Source organism: Stenotrophomonas sp. NY11291 (assembly GCF_023277365.1).
Lineage (GTDB): Bacteria > Pseudomonadota > Gammaproteobacteria > Xanthomonadales > Xanthomonadaceae > Stenotrophomonas > Stenotrophomonas geniculata.
Genome location: NZ_CP096975.1, coordinates 3241667 through 3262317, shown reverse-complemented (window position 1 = coordinate 3262317; position 20651 = coordinate 3241667). Strand labels below are relative to the sequence as shown.

The window sequence follows — 20651 nt, the reverse complement described above, 5'->3', positions numbered from 1 at the left end:
TCAGTGTTTTCCTGTGCAACGGCAAGAGGGGGCGTGGTTGGATTCGGGCACCGGGTCGAAGCCGCCGGGGTGGAACGGGTGGCAGCGGCCCAGCCGGCGCGCAGCCAGCCAGCTGCCGCGCAGCGGGCCGTGCCGCGAGATGGCTTCCATCGCGTATTCAGAACAGCTCGGCACGAAACGGCAGCGTGGCCCCAGCAGGGGGCTGATGAAGCGCTTGTAGAAGCGCAGCAGGGCAATGAGCAGGCGCGAGATCACCCAGTCATCTTATGCCAGTTGGCATGAAGGCCGCATTTGTGCAGGATGGGCCGTTGGTCGCATGTCGCCGATGGCCTGCGACCGGTACCAGCACCTTCGGGTGCTGGCCAGGTTCCGTACCGCGCAAGGCGGTCCGTGTTCGTCGGACTGCCTCCAAGGGCGCCTTGACTCCAGGACTGAATGGAGCAGGGGGTCGAGGTTGCTGCTGCGGGTCGGGTAGGCTATAAAGGCCCGCTTTCCCGGGCCCCGGGGAATCCAAGGAAGAGCGTTTCGTGGCTGCTAAAAAAACTGCAAAGAAGGCCGCAACGGCCGCCAAGAAAACCGCCAAGCCTGTTGTGAAGAAGTTGGCGGCAAAGCCCGTTGCCAAGAAACCGGCCAGCAAGCCGGCGACCAAGGCAGCGTCCTCGCAACCGGCGGCCAGGAAGGCCACCGCAAAGAAAACGCCGGTCAAGGCAACCAAGCCGGTGGCGAAGAAGGCTGCTGCGCCCGCCAAGGCCAAGCCTGCCGCTGCCAGCAAGAAGGCGCCGGTGATGAAGAAGGCCGCCAGCAAGGCCGCGCCGGTGAAGAAGGCCGCCGCCAAGCCGGTGGCGAAGAAGGCCGCAGCCAAGCCGGCGCCGAAGGCGGTGGTGAAGAAGGCTGCAGCCAAGCCGCTCGCCAAGCCCGCGGCCAAGAAGGTCGCTGCGGCTAAACCGGTTGCCACGCCTGCCGCTGTAAAGAAGGTTGCCAAGAATGTTGCCGTGCCGGCCGTGAAGCCGGCCCCGGCCCCAGTAGTGAAGTCCGCACCGAAGCCTGCTGCCAAGCCGGCTCCGGCCAAGCCTGTCCCGGTCAAGACCGTGGCAGTGGCAGCAGCCCAACCGGCTTCCAAGCCGGCCCCGGCCGCCGCTCCTGCCGCTTCGAAGGCCCCGCAATCCAAGAATCCCGTGCCCGTTTCGAAATCGCCTGCCAAAACCGCCGTGAAATCCGATTCCGCCCCGAAGACCGTGTCGCGCCCTGTCGGCAAGGTTGCCGTGGCCGTCGCCGCCCGCTCGGCTGCACCGGCCCCGCGCAGCAAGTACAAGGTGGTCGAGTACAAGACCGACGAGGCCACCGGCCGCCCGATCCTGCCGACTGGCTACAAGCCGTCCTCGGAAGAGGAATACATGAGCCCGCTGCAGCAGGAGTACTTCCGTCAGCGTCTGCAGAACTGGCGCGCGGACCTGGTGGAAGAGTCCAAGCAGACCATCGAGAATCTTCGTGAGGAAGTGCGTGACATCGGCGACGAAGCCGAGCGCGCGACCCGCGAGACCGAGAACTCGCTGGAACTGCGTACCCGCGACCGCTACCGCAAGCTGATCGGCAAGATCGACAGCACCCTGAAGCGCCTGGAAGCGGGCGACTACGGTTACTGCGTCGACACCGGTGAAGAAATCGGCCTGGAGCGCCTGGAAGCGCGCCTGACCGCCGAACGCACCATCGACGCCCAGGAGCGTTGGGAGCACCTGCAGAAGCAGCAGGGCGACTGATTCCTGCTCGTTGTATGGTCATGCGAAAAACCCGGCCTCGGCCGGGTTTTTTGTTGGGTTCGAGTTGGCTGTGTAGAGCAGCGCCTTCCGGGTATCGGGTGGAGCCTGCGGGTGGGGCCGGGCAGGACACGCTGCAAGTACATCCCTGTAAGCTCGGCCGCGGCATCCATGCCGCGGACGGTCCCGCCCGGACCCACCCGCAGGCTCTCGACGGTTTCCTGCGTGCGCGGCCGATGTAGAGCCGAGCCCACGCTCGGCTCAGGCCGACAGGAGCGGTCATGCGTGCGCTCGCGGCAGTTGAGTCCGCCTTGTAGCGAGCCGAGCACCGCAGGGGAATCAGGGGCGAAGAGGCGCGCTGTTTGAGCGCAGCGAGTTCGGCGCCGTCCCCTGATTCACCGAGGAGCACAGGGCACCGGCGCGCAGCGCCGGCTCGCGGATGGCGGAGCGTTTCTTTGGTTACTTTCTTTTCGCGAAAAGAAAGTGACAAGCCCAATCATCGAGGGAGAGCAACGGCCCCAGCCAAACACCCGGCGCCGCCGAATCCGCTGTTAGCAGCGTCACTGCAGGTCGCGAAGATTCAATTTCCGCAATGTCGGGTTCTTCCACGCGGTGATCCCGGCCACGCTCAGCACCGCGAACCCACCCAGCACCACGGCCGGCACCAGGCCGAGCAGCTTGGCCATCGTGCCGGCATAGAACGCGCCCAGCTCGTTGGACGAACTGATGAAGATGCCGTTGATTGACGACACCCGTCCGCGCATTTCTTCCGGCGTGGCCAACTGCAGGATGGTCGATCGGATCACCACCGAGACGCCATCGAAGGCCCCGTAGAATAGCAGGATCAGCGCCGACAGCCAGAAGTGCTGCGACAGGCCGAAGCCGATCACGCACAGGCCGAAACCGGCCACCGCGAACAGCAGTACGCGGCCGGCATTGCGGTGCAGCGGGTGGCGGGCCAGCCACAGGCCCACGCACACCGAACCGAGCGCCGGCATCGCGCGCAGGATGCCCAGGCCTTCCGGGCCGTGGTGCAGGATTTCGTGCAGGAACGCCGGCAGCATCGCCACCACGCCGCCGAGCAGGACCGAGAACATGTCCAGCGCCATCGCCCCGACCATGATCCGGTTGCCGACCACGAAGCGCGCGCCTTCGGCGATGCTCTTGAAGATCGGCGCGGCGGGACCGGTGTGCACCGGTTCTTCCACCTTCAATGTAGCTAGGCAGGCCATCGCCACCAGCGCAAAGGCCGTAGCCACCGCGTAGGAGAGGCCCTTGCCGCCGAAGCCGACCAGCACGCCACCCAGTGCCGGACCAGCCACCATGCCGGCCTGGAACACCACCGCGCCGAGGCCTGCGCCGCGCGCGAACTGATCGCGGGCCAGCACGCGGGCGAACAGCGCGTTGTAGATCGGCGACAGGAAGGCGCGGACCATGCCGGTCAGGGCGATGGCTGCATAGATGGGCCACACGCCTTCAAACGGCAGCCAGCCCTTGGCCACGCTGGTCAGTACCAGCGCGGTGGCGATCAGCCCGGAACAGGCCGCCATGCCCAACCGACGCCGCGGCAGATGGTCGACCAGGTAGCCGGCAAATGGCGCCACGCAGAAGAACGGCAGCACCTCGGCCAGGCCGATCAGGCCCAGCGAGAACGGATTGCGGGTGACTTCGTAGATGTGCCAGCCGACGGTGACTGCCACCACCTGGTAGGACAGCATCGCGAAGATGCGGTAGGCCAGCAGCTTGGCGAAGCCGGGTCGGGACAGCAGGCCCAGCGCGGTGTCCTCGGCTGTGGCAGGCTCGCTCACGGCGGATCGCGCTGCAGCTGGGCCTGCGCGGTCTCGCGGATGAAGGCCAGCATCGCTGCCACACCATTGCTGCGGGTCGGAGACAGGTGGCGGGCCAGGCCGATGTCCTGGATATAGCTCGGTTCGGTGGCCAGGATCTCCTGCGCCGAGCGCCCGGAGTACACGCGCAGCGCCAGGAAGATCAGGCCGGAGACGATGGCCGAATCACTGATGGCATGGAAGCGCAGCGACTGCGCATTGCCTTCCGGCACGATCCAGACCATCGACTGGCAGCCGAGCAGGCGATGCTCTTCGGTCTTCCATTCTTCCGGGAAGGCCGGCAGCTTGCGGCCGAGGTCGATCAGGTACTGGTAGCGCTCGGACCAGTCGCCGAAGAAGCCGAATTCCTCGGCGATGGCGGTCTGTGCCTCGGCGGCGGTGGGTTCAAGCGGGAACGGGGAGTCGGTCACAACAGTCTCTACGGTGGGGCGTGGCCGGCGTACCGGCCACGGGGCAGGGCAGGTCAGCCGCGCTTGCGCGACCAGCGCACGCCCTGCGGGGTATCTTCCAGCACGATGCCTTCGGCGGCCAGCTGGTCGCGGATGGCGTCGGAACGGGCGAAGTCGCGGGCCTTCTTGGCAGCGGCACGCTCGTCGATCAGGCCCTGGATACGGGCATCGTCGCCGTCATCGCCCGCAGCGGTACCGAACCATTGCGCCGGATCGGCCTGCAGCAGGCCCAGGGCCAAGCCGGCACCGAGCAGCTCGCCCTTCAGGCGCGCCTGTTCGGCCGGGTCGGTGGCTCGGCGTGCATCGGCAGCGATGCGGGCCACTTCGGCCAGCGCCTGCGGGGTGTTCAGGTCGTCATCCAGGGTCGCCTCGACCGTGGCCGGGATCGCCACGACCGCGTCGACCGACGCCAGTTCGCGCAGGGTGCCGTACAGGCGATCCAAGGTGCGCACCGACTGCTCGATCAGGCCATCGGACCAGTCCAGCGGCTGCCGGTAGTGGGCCGACAGCAGCGCCAGGCGCAGGGCTTCCGGCGGATGCTGGCGCACCAGGTCGTGCACGCGCTCGATGTTGCCCAGCGACTTGCTCATCTTGGCGCCGCCGAAGTTGAGCATGCCGTTGTGCAGCCAGAAACGGGCGAAGATCCTGCCGCCGTGGGCGCATTCGCTCTGCGCGATCTCGTTCTCGTGGTGCGGGAACTGCAGGTCGACGCCGCCGGCATGGATGTCGATGGTCTCGCCCAGATGGGCGGCGGCCATCGCCGAGCATTCGATGTGCCAGCCCGGGCGGCCACGGCCCCACGGCGATTCCCAGCCGGGCAGGTCGTCGCTGGACGGCTTCCACAGCACGAAATCGCCGGGATCGCGCTTGTAGGGGGCGACATCGACACGGGCGCCGGCCAGCATCTCTTCCGGGTCGCGGCGCGAGAGCTTGCCGTAGCCGTCGAAGCTGGCCACCGCGAACAGCACATGGCCCTCGGCGGCATAGGCATGGCCGTTGGCGATCAGCTGCTCGATCATGGTGATGATCTGCGGCATGTGCGCCGTCACTTCCGGTTCGATGTCCGGCGGCACCACACCCAGCGCGGCCATGTCTTCACGGTAGGCGGCAGCGAACCTGTCGGTGATGGTGCTGATCGGCACCCCCTGCTCGCGCGCGGCGGTGTTGATCTTGTCGTCCACGTCGGTGATGTTGCGCGCGTAGCGCAGGCCACCGAAACGGCGCCGCAGCAGGTCGGCCAGCACGCCGAACACCACCGGGCCACGGGCGTTGCCGATGTGCACGTAGTTGTAGACCGTGGGGCCGCACACATACAGGGTCGGACAGGCCGGGTCGAGCGGGGTGAACGGTTCGAGCTGGCGAGTCAGGTTGTTGTGCAGGCGCAGGGTCATGGGGCTGTGGCTGGGGGACAAGCCTGTGATTTTAGAACGTGTCGGCCTCCTTTGGGGGCACCGCCTGCCACCGGTGGACGCCGGGTCCGTCCAAGGTGGGGTGGGCAGGAGCAGCGTGGACGGGTAATGTTCAGCCCCTTGCGCTCGCCACTGCCTACACTATTGCCGTGTCCTTGCTCCCTTCGCCAATGAAATCCACCGCGTTGCTGACCCTGGCCTGCCTGTCGGCGCTGGCCGCCGTGGCCCAGGCGCAGGAGGCCGAGCCCCGCAACCGGGTGGTGATCGTGGAGAACGTGAAGTTCGACTACGCGCAGGTGCTGAACGTCGAGCCCGTGTTCCAGACCCTGCGCGCGACCCGCACCGAAGAACACTGCGAGCCGGTCTCGACCCGGACCCTGGCGCCGGTCAATGTCACCGGTGAGGAGCCGGTTGAGGACAAGGGCCGGATCAGCCGCTTCTGGGACTCGGTGCGCTCGATGTTCAAGCGCAGCGATGAAGAGGTCTCCGAGGACACCGCCGCCGAGTCACCCGCCCCGGCGCCGGCACCGGCCAACAATGGCCCGATGCTGACCCGTGACTGCCGTATCGTGCCGGTGGGGCGTGAATTCCGCAGGCCCATCGCCTACGACGTGGATTACGTCTACAAGGGCACCAAGTACCGCTCACGGCTGCCGGAAGACCCCGGCAACCGGCTCAAGATCCGGGTGTCGATCACCCCTTGGGTCGGCCCCGAGCAGGGCGCCACGGGCAATCCCTGATTCTGCGACCCCGGCCCCTTGCGTCGGCCCCGGCCGCATGCAAAGATGGCTGACCATGAAGCTCACCGACTTCCAGCACGACAGCAGCGCAGCCCGACAGGCGTCGGGCATGACCTCGCGTGCGCGTCGACCGGAACCCCACATTCTCGCTGGGTAACCGGAGCTTTTTGCTGTTCGTCCGAAAAAAACCCAGCCGCCCGGCTGGGTTTTTTCGTTTCTGCGTTCTGAAAGCTGCAACTGCAACCTTTTCGTTCCACCTTTGCTTCCTGTTTTCCCTTCCACCGCGTCGAACCCGGCGCCGCCACGCAAGGAAAGATGATGTCCCCCAAGCACTTCCTGAACACCCAGGACTGGAGCCGCAGCGATCTCGACGCGCTGCTGACCCAGGCCGCGCTGTTCAAGCGCAACAAGCTCGGCGACCAGCTCAAGGGCAAGTCGATCGCGCTGGTGTTCTTCAACCCGTCCATGCGCACCCGCACCAGCTTCGAACTGGGCGCGTTCCAGCTCGGCGCCCACGCGGTGGTGCTGCAGCCGGGCAAGGATGCGTGGCCGATCGAGTTCAACCTCGGCACGGTGATGGACGGCGATACCGAAGAGCACATCGCTGAAGTGGCCAAGGTGCTGGGCCGTTACTGCGACATCATCGCCGTGCGCGCGTTCCCCAAGTTCATCGACTGGGCCTACGACCGCCAGGACATCGTCCTCAACAGCTTCGCCAGGTACTCGCCGGTGCCGGTCATCAACATGGAGACCATCACCCATCCGTGCCAGGAGCTGGCCCACATCATGGCCCTGCAGGAGCACTTCGGCACCCAGGACCTGCGTGGCAAGAAGTACGTGCTGACCTGGACCTACCACCCCAAGCCGCTGAACACCGCCGTGGCCAACTCGGCGCTGACCATCGCCACCCGCATGGGCATGGACGTGACCCTGCTGTGCCCGACCGCCGACTACATCCTCGACGACCGCTACATGGGCTGGGCCGAGCAGAACGTGGCCGAGAGCGGCGGTTCGCTGAAGATCAGCCATGACATCGACAGCGCCTACGCCGGCGCCGACGTGGTCTATGCCAAGAGCTGGGGCGCGCTGCCGTTCTTCGGCAACTGGGAGCCGGAAAAGCCGATCCGCGACCAGTTCAAGCACTTCATCGTGGACGAGCGGAAGATGGCGCTGACCAACAACGGTGTGTTCAGCCACTGCCTGCCGCTGCGCCGCAACGTCAAGGCCACCGATGCGGTGATGGATTCGCCGCAGTGCATCGCCATCAACGAAGCCGAGAACCGCCTGCACGTGCAGAAGGCGATCATGGCCGCCGTTGCCGGGCGCTGATTTTTTCCGATTCAATCATTTCCGCCGGGCACGGCCCGGCGCTACCAGGACATACCCTCCCCATGAGCAACAAAGACGTCGTTCTCGCCTTCTCCGGCGGCCTGGATACCAGCTTCTGCGTGCCGTACCTGCAGGAGCGTGGCTACAACGTGCACACCGTGTTTGCCGACACCGGCGGCGTGGATGATGAAGAGCGCGATTTCATCGAAAAGCGCGCCGCCGAGCTGGGCGTGACCAGCCACGTTACCGTCAACGGTGGCCCGGCCATCTGGGAAGGCTTCGTCAAGCCGTTCGTGTGGGCCGGTGAAGGCTACCAGGGCCAGTACCCGCTGCTGGTGTCGGACCGTTACCTGATCGTCGATGCGGCGCTGAAGCGTGCCGCCGAACTGGGCACCCACATCATCGCCCACGGCTGCACCGGCATGGGCAACGACCAGGTCCGCTTCGACCTGGCCGTGAAGGCACTGGGCGACTACCAGATCATCGCGCCGATCCGCGAGATCCAGAAGGAACACACCCAGACCCGCGCCTACGAGCAGAAGTACCTGGAAGAGCGCGGCTTCGGCGTGCGCGCCAAGCAGCAGGCCTACACCATCAACGAGAACCTGCTGGGACTGACCATGTCCGGCGGCGAGATCGACCGCTGGGAAGCCCCGGGCGAGGGCGCCCGTGGCTGGTGCGCACCGCGCAGCGAGTGGCCGGAGCAGGCGCTGACGGTCACCCTGAAGTTCGTCGAAGGCGAAGCGGTTGAACTGAACGGCAAGGCGCTGCCGGGCGACCAGATCCTGGCCCAGCTCAACAAGCTGTTCGCCCCGTACGGCGTTGGCCGCGGCGTCTACACCGGCGATACCGTGATCGGCCTGAAGGGCCGCATCGTGTTCGAGGCACCGGGCCTGGTTTCGCTGCTGGCCGCACACCGCGCGCTGGAAGATGCGGTGCTGACCAAGCAGCAGAACCGCTTCAAGCCGGACGTGGCGCGCAAGTGGGTGGAGCTGGTGTACGAAGGCTTCTACCACGACCCGCTGAAGACCGACATCGAAGCGTTCCTGAAGTCCTCGCAGGCCAAGGTCAACGGTGAAGTGGTGCTGGAGACCCGTGGTGGCCGCGTCGATGCAGTGGCGGTGAAGTCGCCGCACCTGCTCAACACCAAGGGTGCCACCTACGCGCAGTCGGCCGACTGGGGCGTGGAAGAGGCCGAGGGCTTCATCAAGCTGTTCGGCATGAGCTCGACGCTTTACGCGCAAGTCAACCGCTGAGCGGTTGACCACGCATTCCGCCTCGACCCTGCGCCGTTGGCGCGCCCCCTTCAACAAGAAGGGGGCTCTCCACCAGACGCATCACGGTAGCGCCGGGCCATGCCCGGCGGAATCCCACAGGATTGTTGATTCATGCTTGAACAGACGCTCGATCACCTGCAGGCCCTGGTGTCCTTCGACACCCGCAACCCGCCGCGTGCGATCACCACCGGTGGCATCTTCGATTACCTGCGCGCGAACCTGCCCGGCTTCAACGTCGAGGTGATCGACCACGGCGCCGGTGCGGTCAGCCTGTACGCCGTGCGCGGGACGCCGAAGTACCTGTTCAACGTACACCTTGATACTGTGCCCGATTCGCCGCACTGGAGTGCCGACCCGCACGTGATGCGTCGCCTGGACGACCGCGTGGTCGGTCTGGGCGTGTGTGACATCAAGGGCGCGGCCGCCGCACTGGTGGCCGCAGCCAATGCCAGCGACGGTGACGCAGCCTTCCTGTTCTCCAGCGATGAAGAAGCCAACGATCCGCGCTGCATCGCTGCGTTCCTGGCCCGTGGCCTGCCGTATGAAGCGGTGCTGGTGGCCGAGCCGACCATGAGCGAGGCGGTGCTGGCGCACCGTGGCATCAGCTCGGTGCTGATGCAGTTCGCTGGCCGCGCGGGGCATGCCTCGGGCAAGCAGGATGCAGCCGCCAGCGCGCTGCATCAGGCCATGCGCTGGGGCAACCGCGCGCTGGACCACGTGGAATCGCTGGCGTCGGCGCGCTTCGGCGGGCTGACCGGCCTGCGCTTCAACATCGGTCGCGTCGAAGGTGGCATCAAGGCCAACATGATCGCGCCCGCTGCCGAAGTGCGCTTCGGTTTCCGTCCGCTGCCGTCGATGGATATCGATGCGTTGCTGGCGACCTTTGCCGGCTTCGCCGAGCCGCAGGCGGCACTGTTCACCGAAACCTTCCGTGGCCCCAGCCTGCCGGCCGGTGACATCGCCGAAGCCGAGAACCGCCGCCTGCTGGCGCGCGACGTGGCCGATGCGCTGGACCTGCCGATCGGCAACGCGGTGGACTTCTGGACCGAGGCCTCGCTGTTCTCGGCCGGTGGCTACACCACGCTGGTGTTCGGCCCGGGCGACATCGCCCAGGCCCACACCGCCGACGAGTTCGTGACGCTGGAGCAGCTGCAGCGCTACACCGACGCCGTGCACCGCATCATCGCCGCCGGCGCCTGATTCTTCCCTTTTCGACGAAACTGAAATGTCTCCTGCCCTCCAGCCCCACCGCCAGACCCGCCAGACCATCGTGCGCCTGCTTTCCAGCATGGCCAGCGCGAAGGAGATCAGCCAGTACCTCAAGCGCTTTTCGCAGCTGGATGCCAAGCGCTTCGCCGTGGTCAAGGTCGGCGGCGCGGTGCTGCGCGACGACCTCGACGCGCTGACTTCCTCGCTGTCGTTCCTGCAGGAGGTCGGTCTGACCCCGATCGTGCTGCACGGCGCCGGCCCGCAGCTGGATGCCGAGCTGTCGGCCGCTGGCATCGAGAAGCAGACCGTGAACGGCCTGCGCGTGACCTCGCCGAAAGCGCTGGCGATCGTGCGCCGGGTGTTCCAGCAGTCCAACCTGCGCCTGGTCGAGGCGCTGCAGCAGAACGGCGCGCGCGCCACCTCGATCACCGGTGGTGTGTTCGAGGCCGAGTACCTGGACGTGGACACCTACGGTCTGGTCGGCGAGGTGAAGAAGGTCAACCTGGCGCCAATCGAGGCCAGCCTGCGCGCCGGGTCGATCCCGGTCATCACCAGCCTGGGTGAGACCGCCGGCGGCCAGATCCTCAACGTCAACGCCGACTTTGCCGCCAACGAGCTGGTGCAGGAACTGCAGCCGTACAAGATCATCTTCCTGACCGGCACCGGTGGTCTGCTGGACGAGGCGGGCAACGTGATCGATTCGATCAACCTGTCCACCGAGTACGACCATCTGATCGCGCAGCCGTGGATCCACGGCGGCATGAAGGTGAAGATCGAACAGATCAAGGATCTGCTTGATCGCCTGCCGCTGGAATCGTCGGTGTCGATCACCCGTCCGGCCGACCTGGCCAAGGAACTGTTCACCCACAAGGGCTCGGGCACGCTGGTACGCAAGGGCGAGAAAGTACTGCGCGCCACCGCCTGGGACGAACTGGACCTGCCGCGCCTGAAGGGCCTGATCGAATCCAGTTTCGGCCGCACCCTGGTGCCGGACTACTTCGAGAAGACCAGACTGTTGCGTGCCTATGTCAGCGAGAACTACCGCACCGCGGTGATCCTCACCGACGAGGCAGAGGGCGTGTACCTGGACAAGTTCGCCGTGCTCGACGACGCGCAGGGCGAAGGCCTGGGCCGCGCAGTATGGAACGTGATGCTGGAGGAAACCCCGCAGCTGTTCTGGCGCTCGCGCCACGGCAACCCGATCAATCACTTCTACTACGCCGAGTCCGATGGCTGCTACAAGCAGGATCAGTGGAAGGTGTTCTGGTTCGGTGCCGATGACATCGACCGGATCAAGACCTATGTCGATCATTGCGCGCAGCGCACCCCGAGCCTGCAGGGCTGAGCGATGAGCAACCTCGATGCCTGGAACACGGTTCCCACCCTGCGCGGCCAGCACGTAACCCTGCAGCCGCTGCAGATGGAGCACGTGCCGGGCCTGCGCGATGCGCTTGAAGGCAGCGGCCTGGACCAGCTCTGGTACACCCAGGTGCCGTCACCGCAGCGGGCCGAGCACTATGTGCAGGCCGCGCTGCAGGCGCAGGCTGAAGGCAAGGTGCTGCCCTTCGTGATCCGCGATGCGGCGGGTGAGATCATCGGCAGCACGCGCTTCTACGACATGGATGCCGGCGTGCCCAAGCTCAGTCTCGGCTACACCTGGTATGCGCCGCGTGTGCAGCGCACCGGCGCCAACACCGAAGCCAAGCTGTTGCTGCTGCAGCACGCCTTCGAGGCCATGAGCTGCATCAGCGTGGTGCTGGAAACCAGCTGGTTCAACGTCACTTCGCGTACCGCCATCGCCCGCCTCGGCGCCAAGCAGGACGGCGTGCTGCGCAACCACAAGCGGCATGCCGACGGCACGCCGCGCGACACCGTCATCTTCTCCATCATCGATGCGGAATGGCAGGGCGTGAAGCGCCACCTGCAGTACCGCCTGGACAGTCACGCATGAACGATTCGACTTTCACCCTGGGTATCGTCGGTGCCCGCGGCCATACCGGTGCCGAGCTGATCAAGCTGGTGGCCGCCCATCCGCGGCTGAAACTGGCTTTCGTCTCCTCGCGCGAGCGCGCCGGGCAGCGCCTGTCCGATCACCATCCGGAATTCCAGGGTGACCTGCAGTACGAGAACCTGGACGCCGACGCGGTGGCCGCCAAGGGCGTGGATGCGGTGATCCTGGCCCTGCCCAATGGCCTGGCCGCGCCGTTCGTGGCCGCGCTTGAAACCGCGAAGCCGGACACTGTCATCGTCGATCTCTCGGCCGACTACCGCTTCGACAACAGCTGGTACTACGGCCTGCCGGAGCTGACCCGCGGCCGCTACAACGGCCAGAAGCACATCAGCAACCCGGGCTGCTATGCCACGGCAATGCAGCTGGCGGTGCATCCGCTGCTGGACCTGCTGGCCGGTCCGCCGCAGTGCTTCGGTGTCTCCGGCTACTCCGGTGCCGGTACCACGCCGTCGGACAAGAACAACGTTGAACTGCTGGCCGACAACCTGATGCCGTATGCGCTGACCAACCACGTGCACGAGCGCGAAGTGTCCGTGCAGCTGGGCGTGGCGGTCGAGTTCATGCCGCACGTCGCGCCGCATTTCCGTGGCATCACGCTCACCGCCAATCTGTGGCTGAACCGGGTGCAGACCCGCGAGCAGATCGTCGAGCGCTTCCAGCAGGCCTATGCCGGCGAACCCTTGATCGAAGTGGTGGATGAAGCGCCGTGGGTCAGCCGCACTGCCGGTCGCCACGGTGCCCAGGTCGGTGGCTTCACCCTGGCCCCGGGCGGCAAGCGGGTCGTGGTGGTGGCGACCCTGGACAACCTGCTCAAGGGCGCGGCCACCCAGGCCATGCAGAACCTCAACCTCGCGCTGGGCATCGACGAACTGACGTCGATCCCGCACTGAACACGTATTCCGGAGCCCCCATGGCAGACCTTCTTTGGCAGAAGCCCGGCGTCGCCGTCGACGCCCAGATCCAGACCTTCCTCGCCGGCGACGACGTGATCCTCGATCGCGAATTCTTCCTGCACGACATCGCCGCCAGCGCCGCGCATGCACAGGGCCTGCAGCACATCGGCATCCTCAGCGCCGACGAGCTGGAAGGCCTGCTGCGCGAACTGGAGATCCTGGCGCAGGACTTCCGCGAAGGCCGCTTCGTGCTGGATACGCAGTACGAAGATGGCCACTCGGCGATCGAAGCGCGGTTGACCGAACGCCTCGGCGACGCCGGCCGCAAGATCCACACCGGCCGCAGCCGCAACGACCAGATCCTGGTGGCCACCCGCCTGTGGCTGAAAGAGAAGCTGCAGCGCGTGGCGCAGCTCAGCGCCGAAGTGGCCAAGGTCGCGCTGGACCGTGCGCAGGCCGAGAAGGACCTGCCGATACCCGGCTATACCCACATCCAGCGTGCCGTGGTGTCCTCGGCCGGCATGTGGTGGGCGGGCTGGTCCGAGGCCTTCATCGACAATGCCATCCGCGCCCGTGACACCCATGCACTGATCGATGCCAACCCGCTGGGCACCGCCGCCGGTTATGGCGTCAATCTGCCGCTGGACCGCGAACACACCACGGCTGCGCTCGGTTTCGCGCGCATGCAGATCTCGCCGATCTACGCGCAGCTGTCGCGGGGCAAGTTCGAGCTGGCCGCGCTGGAAGCACTGGGTGGTGCCACCCTGGACCTGCGCCGCATCGCCTGGGACCTGTCGCTGTTCACCAGCGCCGAGTTCGGCTTCGTCGCACTGCCGGCGCAGTACACCACCGGCAGCTCGATCATGCCCAACAAGCGCAACCCGGATGTGATCGAGCTGATGCGCGCCACCCATGCCAGCGTCGCCGCCGCGCGCACCGAGATCGAGCAGCTGCTGTCGCTGCCGTCGGGCTACCATCGCGACCTGCAGTCGTCCAAGGGCGCCATCTTCCATGGCTTCGGCCGTGGCCTGGCCGCGCTGGAGCTGCTGCCGGCGCTGCTGGCCAATCTGGAGTGGCGTGACGACAGGCTGCGCGCAGCGATCGACTCGGGCATGTATGCCACCGACGTTGCCGTGGAAGCGGCCGTGGCTGGTGTGCCGTTCCGCGAGGCCTACAAGGCCGCTGCGGCCGGTGCCGATAGTGCAGGGCAGGGGCGCACGCCGGAAGGCAGCCTGGCCGCTCGCGTGTCGCCGGGTTCGGCAGCCGACCTGCGCCTGGATGAACTGCGCGCGCGCTGGCAGGCGCTGTCCTGATGGCGGGCACGGTCTACCTGGTGTTGGCCATGCGCCGGCCCGGTTTCAATGCCGCCGCCGTGCAGCCGCATCGTGATTTCCTCGATGCGTTGCAGGCGCAGGGAAAGCTGCAGCTGACCGGCGGCTTCGCCGATGGCAGCGGTGGCGCCTATGTGCTGTGCAACGTGGACAGCCTGGCGCAGGCACAGGCCATCGTCGCCACCGATCCGCTGGTGACGATGCAGGCCTCCGACCTGACCGTGCACGAATGGAACACTCGCTGAGAGCCTGACCGATGATCCAGCACGCTGCCCACGTCGCCTCGCCGTTCCCCGAACAAGCGCTGCCACCATGGCGGCGTGCAGTGCTGAAGGTCGGCAGCAGCCTGCTGGCAGCCGATGGCGGCGGCCTGTCGCCACGCCACGCGCTGGGCCTGGCACAGTTCGTCTCTGCCAATGTACTGGCCGGGCGTGAGGTAGTGATCGTATCGTCCGGCGCGGTCGCTGCCGGGCGCGCGATCCTGCCGCGGGCCGATGAGCCCGGCGCGGCGATGGCGGCGCGGCAGGCGCTGGCCGCGCTCGGCCAGGCCCAGCTGATCGGGCTCTGGCAGCGCTTCTTCGAGCGCCCGGTGGCGCAGGTGCTGCTGACCCACGACGACCTGCGCAACCGCCGCCGCTACCTCAACGCACGCGCTACCCTCAACGAACTGCTGCGGCTGGGTGCGTTGCCGGTGGTCAACGAGAACGACACCGTGTCGGTGGACGAGCTCAAGCTCGGCGACAACGACAACCTGGCCGCGACCGTGGCGGCGCTGGTCGATGCCGATGCACTGTTCATCGCCACTGACATCGACGGCCTGTACAGCGCCGACCCGCGCACCGTGGCCGACGCGCGGCCGTTGCACGACGTGCCGGAACTGAGTGACGAGGTGCTGGCGATGGCCGGTGGCGCCGGCTCGCGCGCTGGTACCGGCGGCATGCGCACCAAGCTGGAGGCGGCGGCGAAGGCCGGTCGCCTCGGCATAGAAACCTATCTGTTCAATGGCCGCAGTGGCGACGTGGTGCGCGCGCTGGCGCAGGATCGCCTGTTCGGTACCCGTATCCACGCCGCACGCAGCCGCGAGGCCGCACGCAAGCACTGGCTGCGGCACGCGCCGCTGGTCGAGGGCGCGATCGTGATCGATGCCGGCGCGGCGCAGGCCATGCGCGAGAAGGGCGCCTCGCTGCTGCCCGGTGGCATCACCGGCGCGGAGGGCGTGTTCCGCCGTGGCGACATGGTGCAGGTGTGCTGGAACGCGCCGCAGGGCCGTGTCTGCGTCGCGCGCGGCGTCAGCCAGTACGCGGCCGATGATGTGCGCCGGATCGCCGGCCGCCATTCGCGCGACATCGAGGCCGTGCTGGGCTACAACTACGGCGGCAGCGTCGTCCATCGCGACGATCTGGTGCTGCCATGACCGGTTTGAAGGACTCCCCGATGAGCGACATCGAAACGCAGGCGCGTGCCTGCCGTGACGCGGCCCAGAACGTTGCCGGCCTCGACAGTGCGGCCCGCCGCACGCTGCTGCTGGCCATGGCACAGGCGCTGGAAGTGAATGCCGGGCTGATCCTTGCCGGTAATGCACGTGACCTCGCCGCCGCGCGCGACAAGGGCGTTGGCAGCGCCATGCTCGACCGCCTGGCGCTGGACCCGGCACGCCTGTTCGCGATGGCCGAAGCCGTGCGTGAGGTCGCCGCGCTGCCCGATCCCGTCGGCCAGATCACCCGCGACGATGCGCGTCCAAACGGCATCCGCGTGCAGAAGGTACGCGTGCCGCTGGGTGTGATCGCAATGATCTATGAGGCGCGCCCGAACGTGACCGCCGAAGCGGCTGCGCTGTGCCTGAAGGCCGGCAATGGTGTGATCCTGCGCGGTGGCTCCGAAGCCATCCATTCCAACACAGCCATCGCCCAGGCGTTGGCGGGCGCGCTCAAGGCCAATGGCGTGCCACCGGCGGCGGTGACCGTGCTGACCGACCTGCGCCGCGAAGCGATGCTGGAACTGCTGCAGCTGCATGAACTGATCGATCTGGCGATTCCGCGCGGCGGCGAAGGCCTGATCCGCTTCGTTGCCGAACATGCGCGGGTGCCGGTGATCAAGCACTACAAGGGTGTCTGCCACCTGTTCGTGGATGCCAGCGCCGACCTCGGCAATGCCATCGATCTGCTGGTGGACGGAAAGTGCAGTCGTCCGTCGGCCTGCAATTCGCTGGAGACCCTGCTGGTGCACCGCGATGTGGCCGAAGCGTTCCTGCCGCGCGTGGCACAGGCGCTCGGCGAGCGCGGCGTGGAGCTGCGCGCCGACGCGGCTGCGCAGCCGTTGCTGCCGGGTAGCAACGCAGCCACCGATGCGGATTACGCCGCCGAGTTCCTGGATCTGGTGCTGGCCGTGCGGGTGGTGGATGACCTCGATGCGGCCATCGCGCACATCCGCCGCTATACCTCCGACCATACCGAAGTGATTGCGACCGAAGACGCGGTCCACGCCGAGCGCTTCGTCAACGCGCTGCGTTCGGCGGTGGTGATGGTGAATGCCTCATCGCGCTTTTCCGATGGTGGGCAGTTGGGCCTGGGCAGCGAGATCGGTATTTCCACCACGCGCCTGCACGCCTACGGCCCGATGGGCCTGGAAGCACTCACCGTCGAACGATTTGTCGTGCGCGGTGAAGGGCAGACGCGCACGTAGATCCACGCCGTGCGTGGATGCTCTTCGCGGTGGACCCCGGTGCCGACCAAGGTCGGCATCTACCAAAGCAAGTGCCGACCAGGGTCGGCACCCACCGGGTTGTCGGGTTACACCACCTCGCGGCGGATGCCGATCGGCCGCGCGTGATCGTCCATGTGCAGCGTGGCGGCCTTGCAGCCGAGCAGGCGCTCGGCCAGCCCGGTGCTGGCCCCCAGGTCGGCGGCCACTTCGTTGAGGCTGGCCAGCGGCCGCGGCAGGCGCCGGTCGTGGCCGCGGAAGCGCGCGCGGTTGTACTCGGCCCAGCCGATCAGCAGCACGCTGGCACACAGCAGCATCAGCGGCAGCGCCACCAGCACATAGGGGTCGAACTGGTTCTTGCGCTCGTACAGCTGCTGCCAGGCCATCTGCCCGCCGATCAGCCACGAGAGCAGGGTCACCAACGGTGCCCACAGGTAGAAGTAGAACCCCCAGAACGCGAGGGTGACGAAGCCCCAGGCGGTGCGCTGGAAGCGTGGTTGGCGATACGGCTTGCGGATCATCCGCGAGTCGAAGCGGTTGGACGGGCGTTGTGCGTTCATCGGATCCCCCGATCGGGACTGGTCCAGGTGGCGCGCTTGCTGCGACGGCGCAGCAGGGTTTTCGGCAACGCCACCAGGGTGGTGGAAAGGCTGATCAACCAGTACGCCATCGGGTACCAGATGACCCAGAAGTAGTTGCGTCCAATCTGTGTTTCGTAACGACGGTCGATGATCAGGCTGCTGGCGAACTGCAGCAGGCAGACCAGGGCCAGGATCACGCCGTGCCATTCCGGCAGCAGGCTGGCGATATGCAGCTGCGGCGGCAGTTCGATGAACTTGCCCAGCGCCCACAGCACCACGATGAACAACATGGTGTAAGCCCAGATCACGCTCAGCACGTACTCCAGCAGTACGCCCCACATGCGCCGCTCCTTCCAGTGCAGCAGCGAGCGGGCGTGGCGCAGCATCACCTCCACGCCACCCTGGGCCCAGCGCAGCCGCTGCCTCCACAGCCCCTTCAGCGTTTCCGGCATCAGGATGAAGCACAGTGCGTTGGGTTCGTAGCGAATGTCCCAGTGCGCCCGTTGCAGGCGCCAGCTGATGTCGATGTCTTCGGTCACCATGTCGTCCGACCACCAGCCGACCTGGTGCAGCGCGGTACGACGGAAGCCAGCGATCACGCCGGAGATGGTGAATATGCGCCCGTATACCCGCTGCGCGCGCTTGATCATGCCGATGATCGAGGAGAACTCGGCCACCTGCAGGCGTCCGAGCAGGGTGGAGCGGTTGCGGATGCGCGGATTGCCGGTCACCGCGCCGACCCGGTTGCCGCTGACCAGGTGCCAGATCATCCAGTGCAGCGCGTGCTCCTCCAGCATCGCATCGCCGTCGATGCACACCAGGTACTCCGAACGCGCGGCGAGTGCACCCATGCGCAGCGCATTGGCCTTGCCCAGGTTGCGGTCCAGGTGCAGCACGCGCAGCCGTGGGTGCTTTGCCGCCAGGGCGTCCAGCCGCGCACCGGTGTCGTCGCTGCTGCCGTCGTCGATGGCGATCACTTCGTAGTCGGCCGGGTAGCGCTGTGCCAGCGCCGCGCCGAGCGTGTCGTCGAGGTTCGCGGACTCGTTGTGACAGGGAATCAGCAGGCTCGCGAACGGTGGATCGACCATCAGCGGCGGGTCGTTGCGTGGACGCGAATGGCGTTCGCGCCGGAAGTAGTAATACAGGCCGCCCGACATCCAGAAGAACGCCATCACCATCGGGTAGTAGAAGGCGAACTGGAACAGGACCTGCAGCAACGGATGCATGTCCATGTCACTTCTCCGGGTACGGGAAGTTGCCGGCGGACATCGCCGCGCGGGCATCGCGGGTGGAGGGCTGGTCGGCGATGAAGTCGTCCGGGTACCAGGCGAAGTGGTGCACGCCCTGCGCCTGCAGCTGGCGGATCTGCGCGCGCAGGCGCTCGGCGGGAATCGGTTGCCCGCTGCGCCAGTCGACGGTCTGCAATTCGAACAGGGTGTGCTGCAGCTGTGGATCATGCGCCCGCACCGCGCCCAACAGCTGGTCGAGCCAGCGTTCCGGATGCTTGCTGCCTTCCATCCACGGCATCGCCATCAGTGCGGTCTGGTCGTAGGCCTTGTTGAACAGGTCCAAGCGCTGCGCGAACCAGGCTTCGCTCTGTGGGCGCAGCACCGGTTCGGCGTACAGGTTGCGCACCGTGGCCAGCTTCGGCCGCCAGTGCTGCGCGCTGTTGCGCAGTGCCAGGGTGAAGTCGATCAATGCCTGCGTGCGTGCGCTGCCTCCATCGCCGGCCGCCAGCGTGGGCAGCTCGGTGTCGCGCAGATAGCCATCGTCATGGAACAGCAGGCCCTCGAGGTACGAGTTGACCGCCAGGTCCTCGTAGATGTCGAGCATGATCTGGCGCGCTCGCGGGTTGGTGAAATCCAGCCGGTACATGCCATCGGCATCGCCGTTGCGGATCGCCAGCGCCTTGCGCTGCGCCGGGTCGGGCAGCTCGAAGCCGAGCACCGGCAGCCATGCGTAGACCTTCACCCCCGCACGCGATTTCAGCTGCCAGGCAACGCGGCTGAACAGGTCCGCGCGCATCGGCATGTGGCGGTTCGGGAAGTACAGTGCATCGGCGGTGTTGTTGCCGTCCGGATCGGCGAACGCCTGCAGGTAGACGTGCGTCGGTGCGACGCGCTTGACCCGCTCGATCAGCGCATCCAGATTGCGCGCCTGCTGTGCGGGGTCGGGGTCGTACACATCATCCAGGTCGATCTGCAGGGCACGGATGCCATCGAGCGCGACGTCGCGGCGCAGTTCGTAGGCCAGCGCCTCCACGGTCGGGTTGTCGCTGACCAGGAAGCGCGCCAGGCCATGCAGGTCGCTGGCCACCGGCGTGCTGCGGCCTTCCAGATCGAAGGACACTGGCATGCCCAGCTGCTCGGCAATGTCGTTGCTCAGCTGGTTGTAGGCGGCATAGGGCCAGACGATGGCGCGCGGGCGCACGCCCAGGTGCTGCTGGATGCGTTGCACACTGCGGCCGAGATCGGCGCGCAGGCGCTGCTCGTACTGTGGCTCGCTCTCGTAGCTGTGCGTGGCCGGTCGGTAGATGCGGGTCACGACAGCAGGGGTGGAATTTCCCTGCGGGTTGGCAAGCACCCCGTGGTGCAGATCGTCGGTATGGCTGGCCACCTCAATCAGGCCGCTGTCGTGCATCTGCTTCAGCTGTGCCCAGGTGATGAAGTCGTCGCGGCCGAACGGGCGGTAGCCATAGTCGATGGTGCGGCCCGGTGCCATGTCCACGTAGTCGGTGATCACCGCCACCAGCGCCGGATAGCGGTAGGCCTGCAGCAGCGGGAAGGCCTTGTCGTAGACGCTGCGCAGGCCGTCATCGAAGGTCAGCAGTACCGGTTTTGGAGGCAGCGTGGCGCGCCCCTGTGAGGCCGCGATCACCTGCGACAGCGACACCGGGTGGTAACCGTGTGCCCCCAGCCAGTCCAGGTGGGCGGCGAAGTTCTGCGTGCTCACCGCATAGGTATCGGCATCCCCCTTGGCTGCGACCTGGTCGCGGATGTCGTGGTAGCTGAGGATCAGCAGGCCGTTGTCGATCGCATCGAGATGCAGGGCCTGCTGCGCGAAGGCCGGCGGCGCAGCCGACAGCAGCAGGAGCACGATCAGGCGCAGGATGCGGGTCATG

19 protein-coding genes are annotated in these 20651 nt (G+C 66.8%); 12 read left to right on the top strand and 7 right to left on the bottom strand.

All coding sequences use genetic code 11. The features are described 5' to 3' along the window. The gene (gene yidD, locus M1L61_RS15265) at window positions 1-255 is read right to left on the bottom strand and encodes a membrane protein insertion efficiency factor YidD (RefSeq protein WP_010486626.1); all 255 of its coding nucleotides are present in this window, start codon (window positions 253-255) and stop codon (window positions 1-3) included. A 272-nt stretch (window positions 256-527) separates the two neighbouring features. Here yidD and dksA point away from each other — a divergent pair, with 272 nt between their 5' ends. Further along, entirely contained in the window at window positions 528-1757 is a 1230-nt protein-coding gene (gene dksA, locus M1L61_RS15260; RefSeq protein ID WP_248853734.1) for an RNA polymerase-binding protein DksA, read from the top strand. Window positions 1758-2314: 557 nt separating this feature from the next. Here the strand turns inward: dksA and M1L61_RS15255 are convergent. The 3 genes from M1L61_RS15255 to cysS are packed head-to-tail and all read right to left on the bottom strand — an operon-like array spanning window position 2315 to window position 5441. Continuing rightward, window positions 2315-3562 carry an MFS transporter gene (locus tag M1L61_RS15255; protein ID WP_049482302.1) on the bottom strand — a complete coding sequence of 416 codons (1248 nt, stop codon included), beginning with the start codon at window positions 3560-3562 and terminating at the stop codon, window positions 2315-2317. After that, window positions 3559-4011 (bottom strand): SufE family protein, encoded by a 453-nt coding sequence (locus M1L61_RS15250; RefSeq protein WP_164118876.1) that lies wholly within the window; start codon window positions 4009-4011, stop codon window positions 3559-3561. Before M1L61_RS15250 ends, M1L61_RS15255 begins: the two co-directional genes overlap by 4 nt. Window positions 4012-4064: 53 nt before the next feature. Continuing rightward, window positions 4065-5441, bottom strand: coding sequence for a cysteine--tRNA ligase (gene cysS / locus M1L61_RS15245; RefSeq protein ID WP_019336653.1), 1377 nt, complete (start codon window positions 5439-5441; stop codon window positions 4065-4067). A 188-nt stretch (window positions 5442-5629) separates the two neighbouring features. Between cysS and M1L61_RS15240 the strand changes: the two genes are divergently transcribed. The 11 genes from M1L61_RS15240 (at window position 5630) to M1L61_RS15190 (ending at window position 16931) form a co-directional block, all read left to right on the top strand. Further along, the gene (locus tag M1L61_RS15240; RefSeq protein WP_043400934.1) at window positions 5630-6199 is read left to right on the top strand and encodes a hypothetical protein; all 570 of its coding nucleotides are present in this window, start codon (window positions 5630-5632) and stop codon (window positions 6197-6199) included. Window positions 6200-6517: 318 nt separating this feature from the next. Further along, a complete protein-coding gene (locus M1L61_RS15235) occupies window positions 6518-7528 on the top strand; it encodes an N-acetylornithine carbamoyltransferase (RefSeq protein WP_049412647.1) in 1011 nt (336 codons plus the stop codon). A 62-nt stretch (window positions 7529-7590) separates the two neighbouring features. Further along, the gene (locus M1L61_RS15230; protein WP_019336650.1) at window positions 7591-8784 is read left to right on the top strand and encodes an argininosuccinate synthase; all 1194 of its coding nucleotides are present in this window, start codon (window positions 7591-7593) and stop codon (window positions 8782-8784) included. A 132-nt stretch (window positions 8785-8916) separates the two neighbouring features. Further along, on the top strand, window positions 8917-10005 hold the full coding sequence (locus M1L61_RS15225; RefSeq protein WP_010486641.1) for an acetylornithine deacetylase: 1089 nt from the start codon (window positions 8917-8919) through the stop codon (window positions 10003-10005). A gap of 25 nt (window positions 10006-10030) precedes the next feature. Continuing rightward, a complete protein-coding gene (locus M1L61_RS15220; protein WP_248853733.1) occupies window positions 10031-11359 on the top strand; it encodes an acetylglutamate kinase in 1329 nt (442 codons plus the stop codon). 3 nt (window positions 11360-11362) lie between these two features. Continuing rightward, window positions 11363-11965, top strand: a complete 603-nt coding sequence (locus M1L61_RS15215) for a GNAT family protein (RefSeq protein ID WP_019336648.1) — start codon at window positions 11363-11365, stop codon at window positions 11963-11965. Then, window positions 11962-12915, top strand: coding sequence for an N-acetyl-gamma-glutamyl-phosphate reductase (gene argC / locus M1L61_RS15210; RefSeq protein WP_019336647.1), 954 nt, complete (start codon window positions 11962-11964; stop codon window positions 12913-12915). The genes M1L61_RS15215 and argC overlap by 4 nt, the downstream gene beginning before the upstream one ends. Before the next feature lie 20 nt (window positions 12916-12935). Continuing rightward, window positions 12936-14231 carry an argininosuccinate lyase gene (gene argH / locus M1L61_RS15205; protein WP_019336646.1) on the top strand — a complete coding sequence of 432 codons (1296 nt, stop codon included), beginning with the start codon at window positions 12936-12938 and terminating at the stop codon, window positions 14229-14231. Next, window positions 14231-14494 (top strand): YciI family protein, encoded by a 264-nt coding sequence (locus tag M1L61_RS15200; protein ID WP_010486652.1) that lies wholly within the window; start codon window positions 14231-14233, stop codon window positions 14492-14494. The genes argH and M1L61_RS15200 overlap by 1 nt, the downstream gene beginning before the upstream one ends. A gap of 11 nt (window positions 14495-14505) precedes the next feature. After that, window positions 14506-15663, top strand: coding sequence for a glutamate 5-kinase (gene proB / locus M1L61_RS15195; protein ID WP_057503879.1), 1158 nt, complete (start codon window positions 14506-14508; stop codon window positions 15661-15663). Beyond that, window positions 15660-16931 (top strand): glutamate-5-semialdehyde dehydrogenase, encoded by a 1272-nt coding sequence (locus tag M1L61_RS15190; protein WP_248853732.1) that lies wholly within the window; start codon window positions 15660-15662, stop codon window positions 16929-16931. Before proB ends, M1L61_RS15190 begins: the two co-directional genes overlap by 4 nt. 107 nt (window positions 16932-17038) lie before the next feature. On the opposite strand, the gene pgaD is transcribed toward M1L61_RS15190, so the two are convergent. From pgaD to pgaB, 3 genes are read right to left on the bottom strand one after another with little or no spacing between them, the layout of a single operon-like run. Continuing rightward, a complete protein-coding gene (gene pgaD, locus M1L61_RS15185) occupies window positions 17039-17509 on the bottom strand; it encodes a poly-beta-1,6-N-acetyl-D-glucosamine biosynthesis protein PgaD (RefSeq protein ID WP_248853731.1) in 471 nt (156 codons plus the stop codon). After that, entirely contained in the window at window positions 17506-18762 is a 1257-nt protein-coding gene (gene pgaC, locus M1L61_RS15180) for a poly-beta-1,6-N-acetyl-D-glucosamine synthase (RefSeq protein ID WP_010486660.1), read from the bottom strand. Before pgaC ends, pgaD begins: the two co-directional genes overlap by 4 nt. Window position 18763: 1 nt before the next feature. Next, on the bottom strand, window positions 18764-20650 hold the full coding sequence (gene pgaB / locus M1L61_RS15175; RefSeq protein ID WP_019336644.1) for a poly-beta-1,6-N-acetyl-D-glucosamine N-deacetylase PgaB: 1887 nt from the start codon (window positions 20648-20650) through the stop codon (window positions 18764-18766). Window position 20651 lies beyond the last annotated feature (1 nt).

What these genes read in the sequence shown, in the direction of transcription:
- cysS (WP_019336653.1), bottom strand. Translation starts at nt 5,441, where the DNA reads ATGACCCTGCGCCTGCACAACAACCTGACTCGCCAGCTCGAACCGTTC.
- M1L61_RS15240 (WP_043400934.1), top strand. Translation starts at nt 5,630, where the DNA reads ATGAAATCCACCGCGTTGCTGACCCTGGCCTGCCTGTCGGCGCTGGCC.
- M1L61_RS15235 (WP_049412647.1), top strand. Translation starts at nt 6,518, where the DNA reads ATGTCCCCCAAGCACTTCCTGAACACCCAGGACTGGAGCCGCAGCGAT.
- M1L61_RS15230 (WP_019336650.1), top strand. Translation starts at nt 7,591, where the DNA reads ATGAGCAACAAAGACGTCGTTCTCGCCTTCTCCGGCGGCCTGGATACC.
- M1L61_RS15225 (WP_010486641.1), top strand. Translation starts at nt 8,917, where the DNA reads ATGCTTGAACAGACGCTCGATCACCTGCAGGCCCTGGTGTCCTTCGAC.
- M1L61_RS15220 (WP_248853733.1), top strand. Translation starts at nt 10,031, where the DNA reads ATGTCTCCTGCCCTCCAGCCCCACCGCCAGACCCGCCAGACCATCGTG.
- M1L61_RS15215 (WP_019336648.1), top strand. Translation starts at nt 11,363, where the DNA reads ATGAGCAACCTCGATGCCTGGAACACGGTTCCCACCCTGCGCGGCCAG.
- argC (WP_019336647.1), top strand. Translation starts at nt 11,962, where the DNA reads ATGAACGATTCGACTTTCACCCTGGGTATCGTCGGTGCCCGCGGCCAT.
- argH (WP_019336646.1), top strand. Translation starts at nt 12,936, where the DNA reads ATGGCAGACCTTCTTTGGCAGAAGCCCGGCGTCGCCGTCGACGCCCAG.
- M1L61_RS15200 (WP_010486652.1), top strand. Translation starts at nt 14,231, where the DNA reads ATGGCGGGCACGGTCTACCTGGTGTTGGCCATGCGCCGGCCCGGTTTC.
- proB (WP_057503879.1), top strand. Translation starts at nt 14,506, where the DNA reads ATGATCCAGCACGCTGCCCACGTCGCCTCGCCGTTCCCCGAACAAGCG.
- M1L61_RS15190 (WP_248853732.1), top strand. Translation starts at nt 15,660, where the DNA reads ATGACCGGTTTGAAGGACTCCCCGATGAGCGACATCGAAACGCAGGCG.
- pgaD (WP_248853731.1), bottom strand. Translation starts at nt 17,509, where the DNA reads ATGAACGCACAACGCCCGTCCAACCGCTTCGACTCGCGGATGATCCGC.
- pgaC (WP_010486660.1), bottom strand. Translation starts at nt 18,762, where the DNA reads ATGGACATGCATCCGTTGCTGCAGGTCCTGTTCCAGTTCGCCTTCTAC.
- pgaB (WP_019336644.1), bottom strand. Translation starts at nt 20,650, where the DNA reads ATGACCCGCATCCTGCGCCTGATCGTGCTCCTGCTGCTGTCGGCTGCG.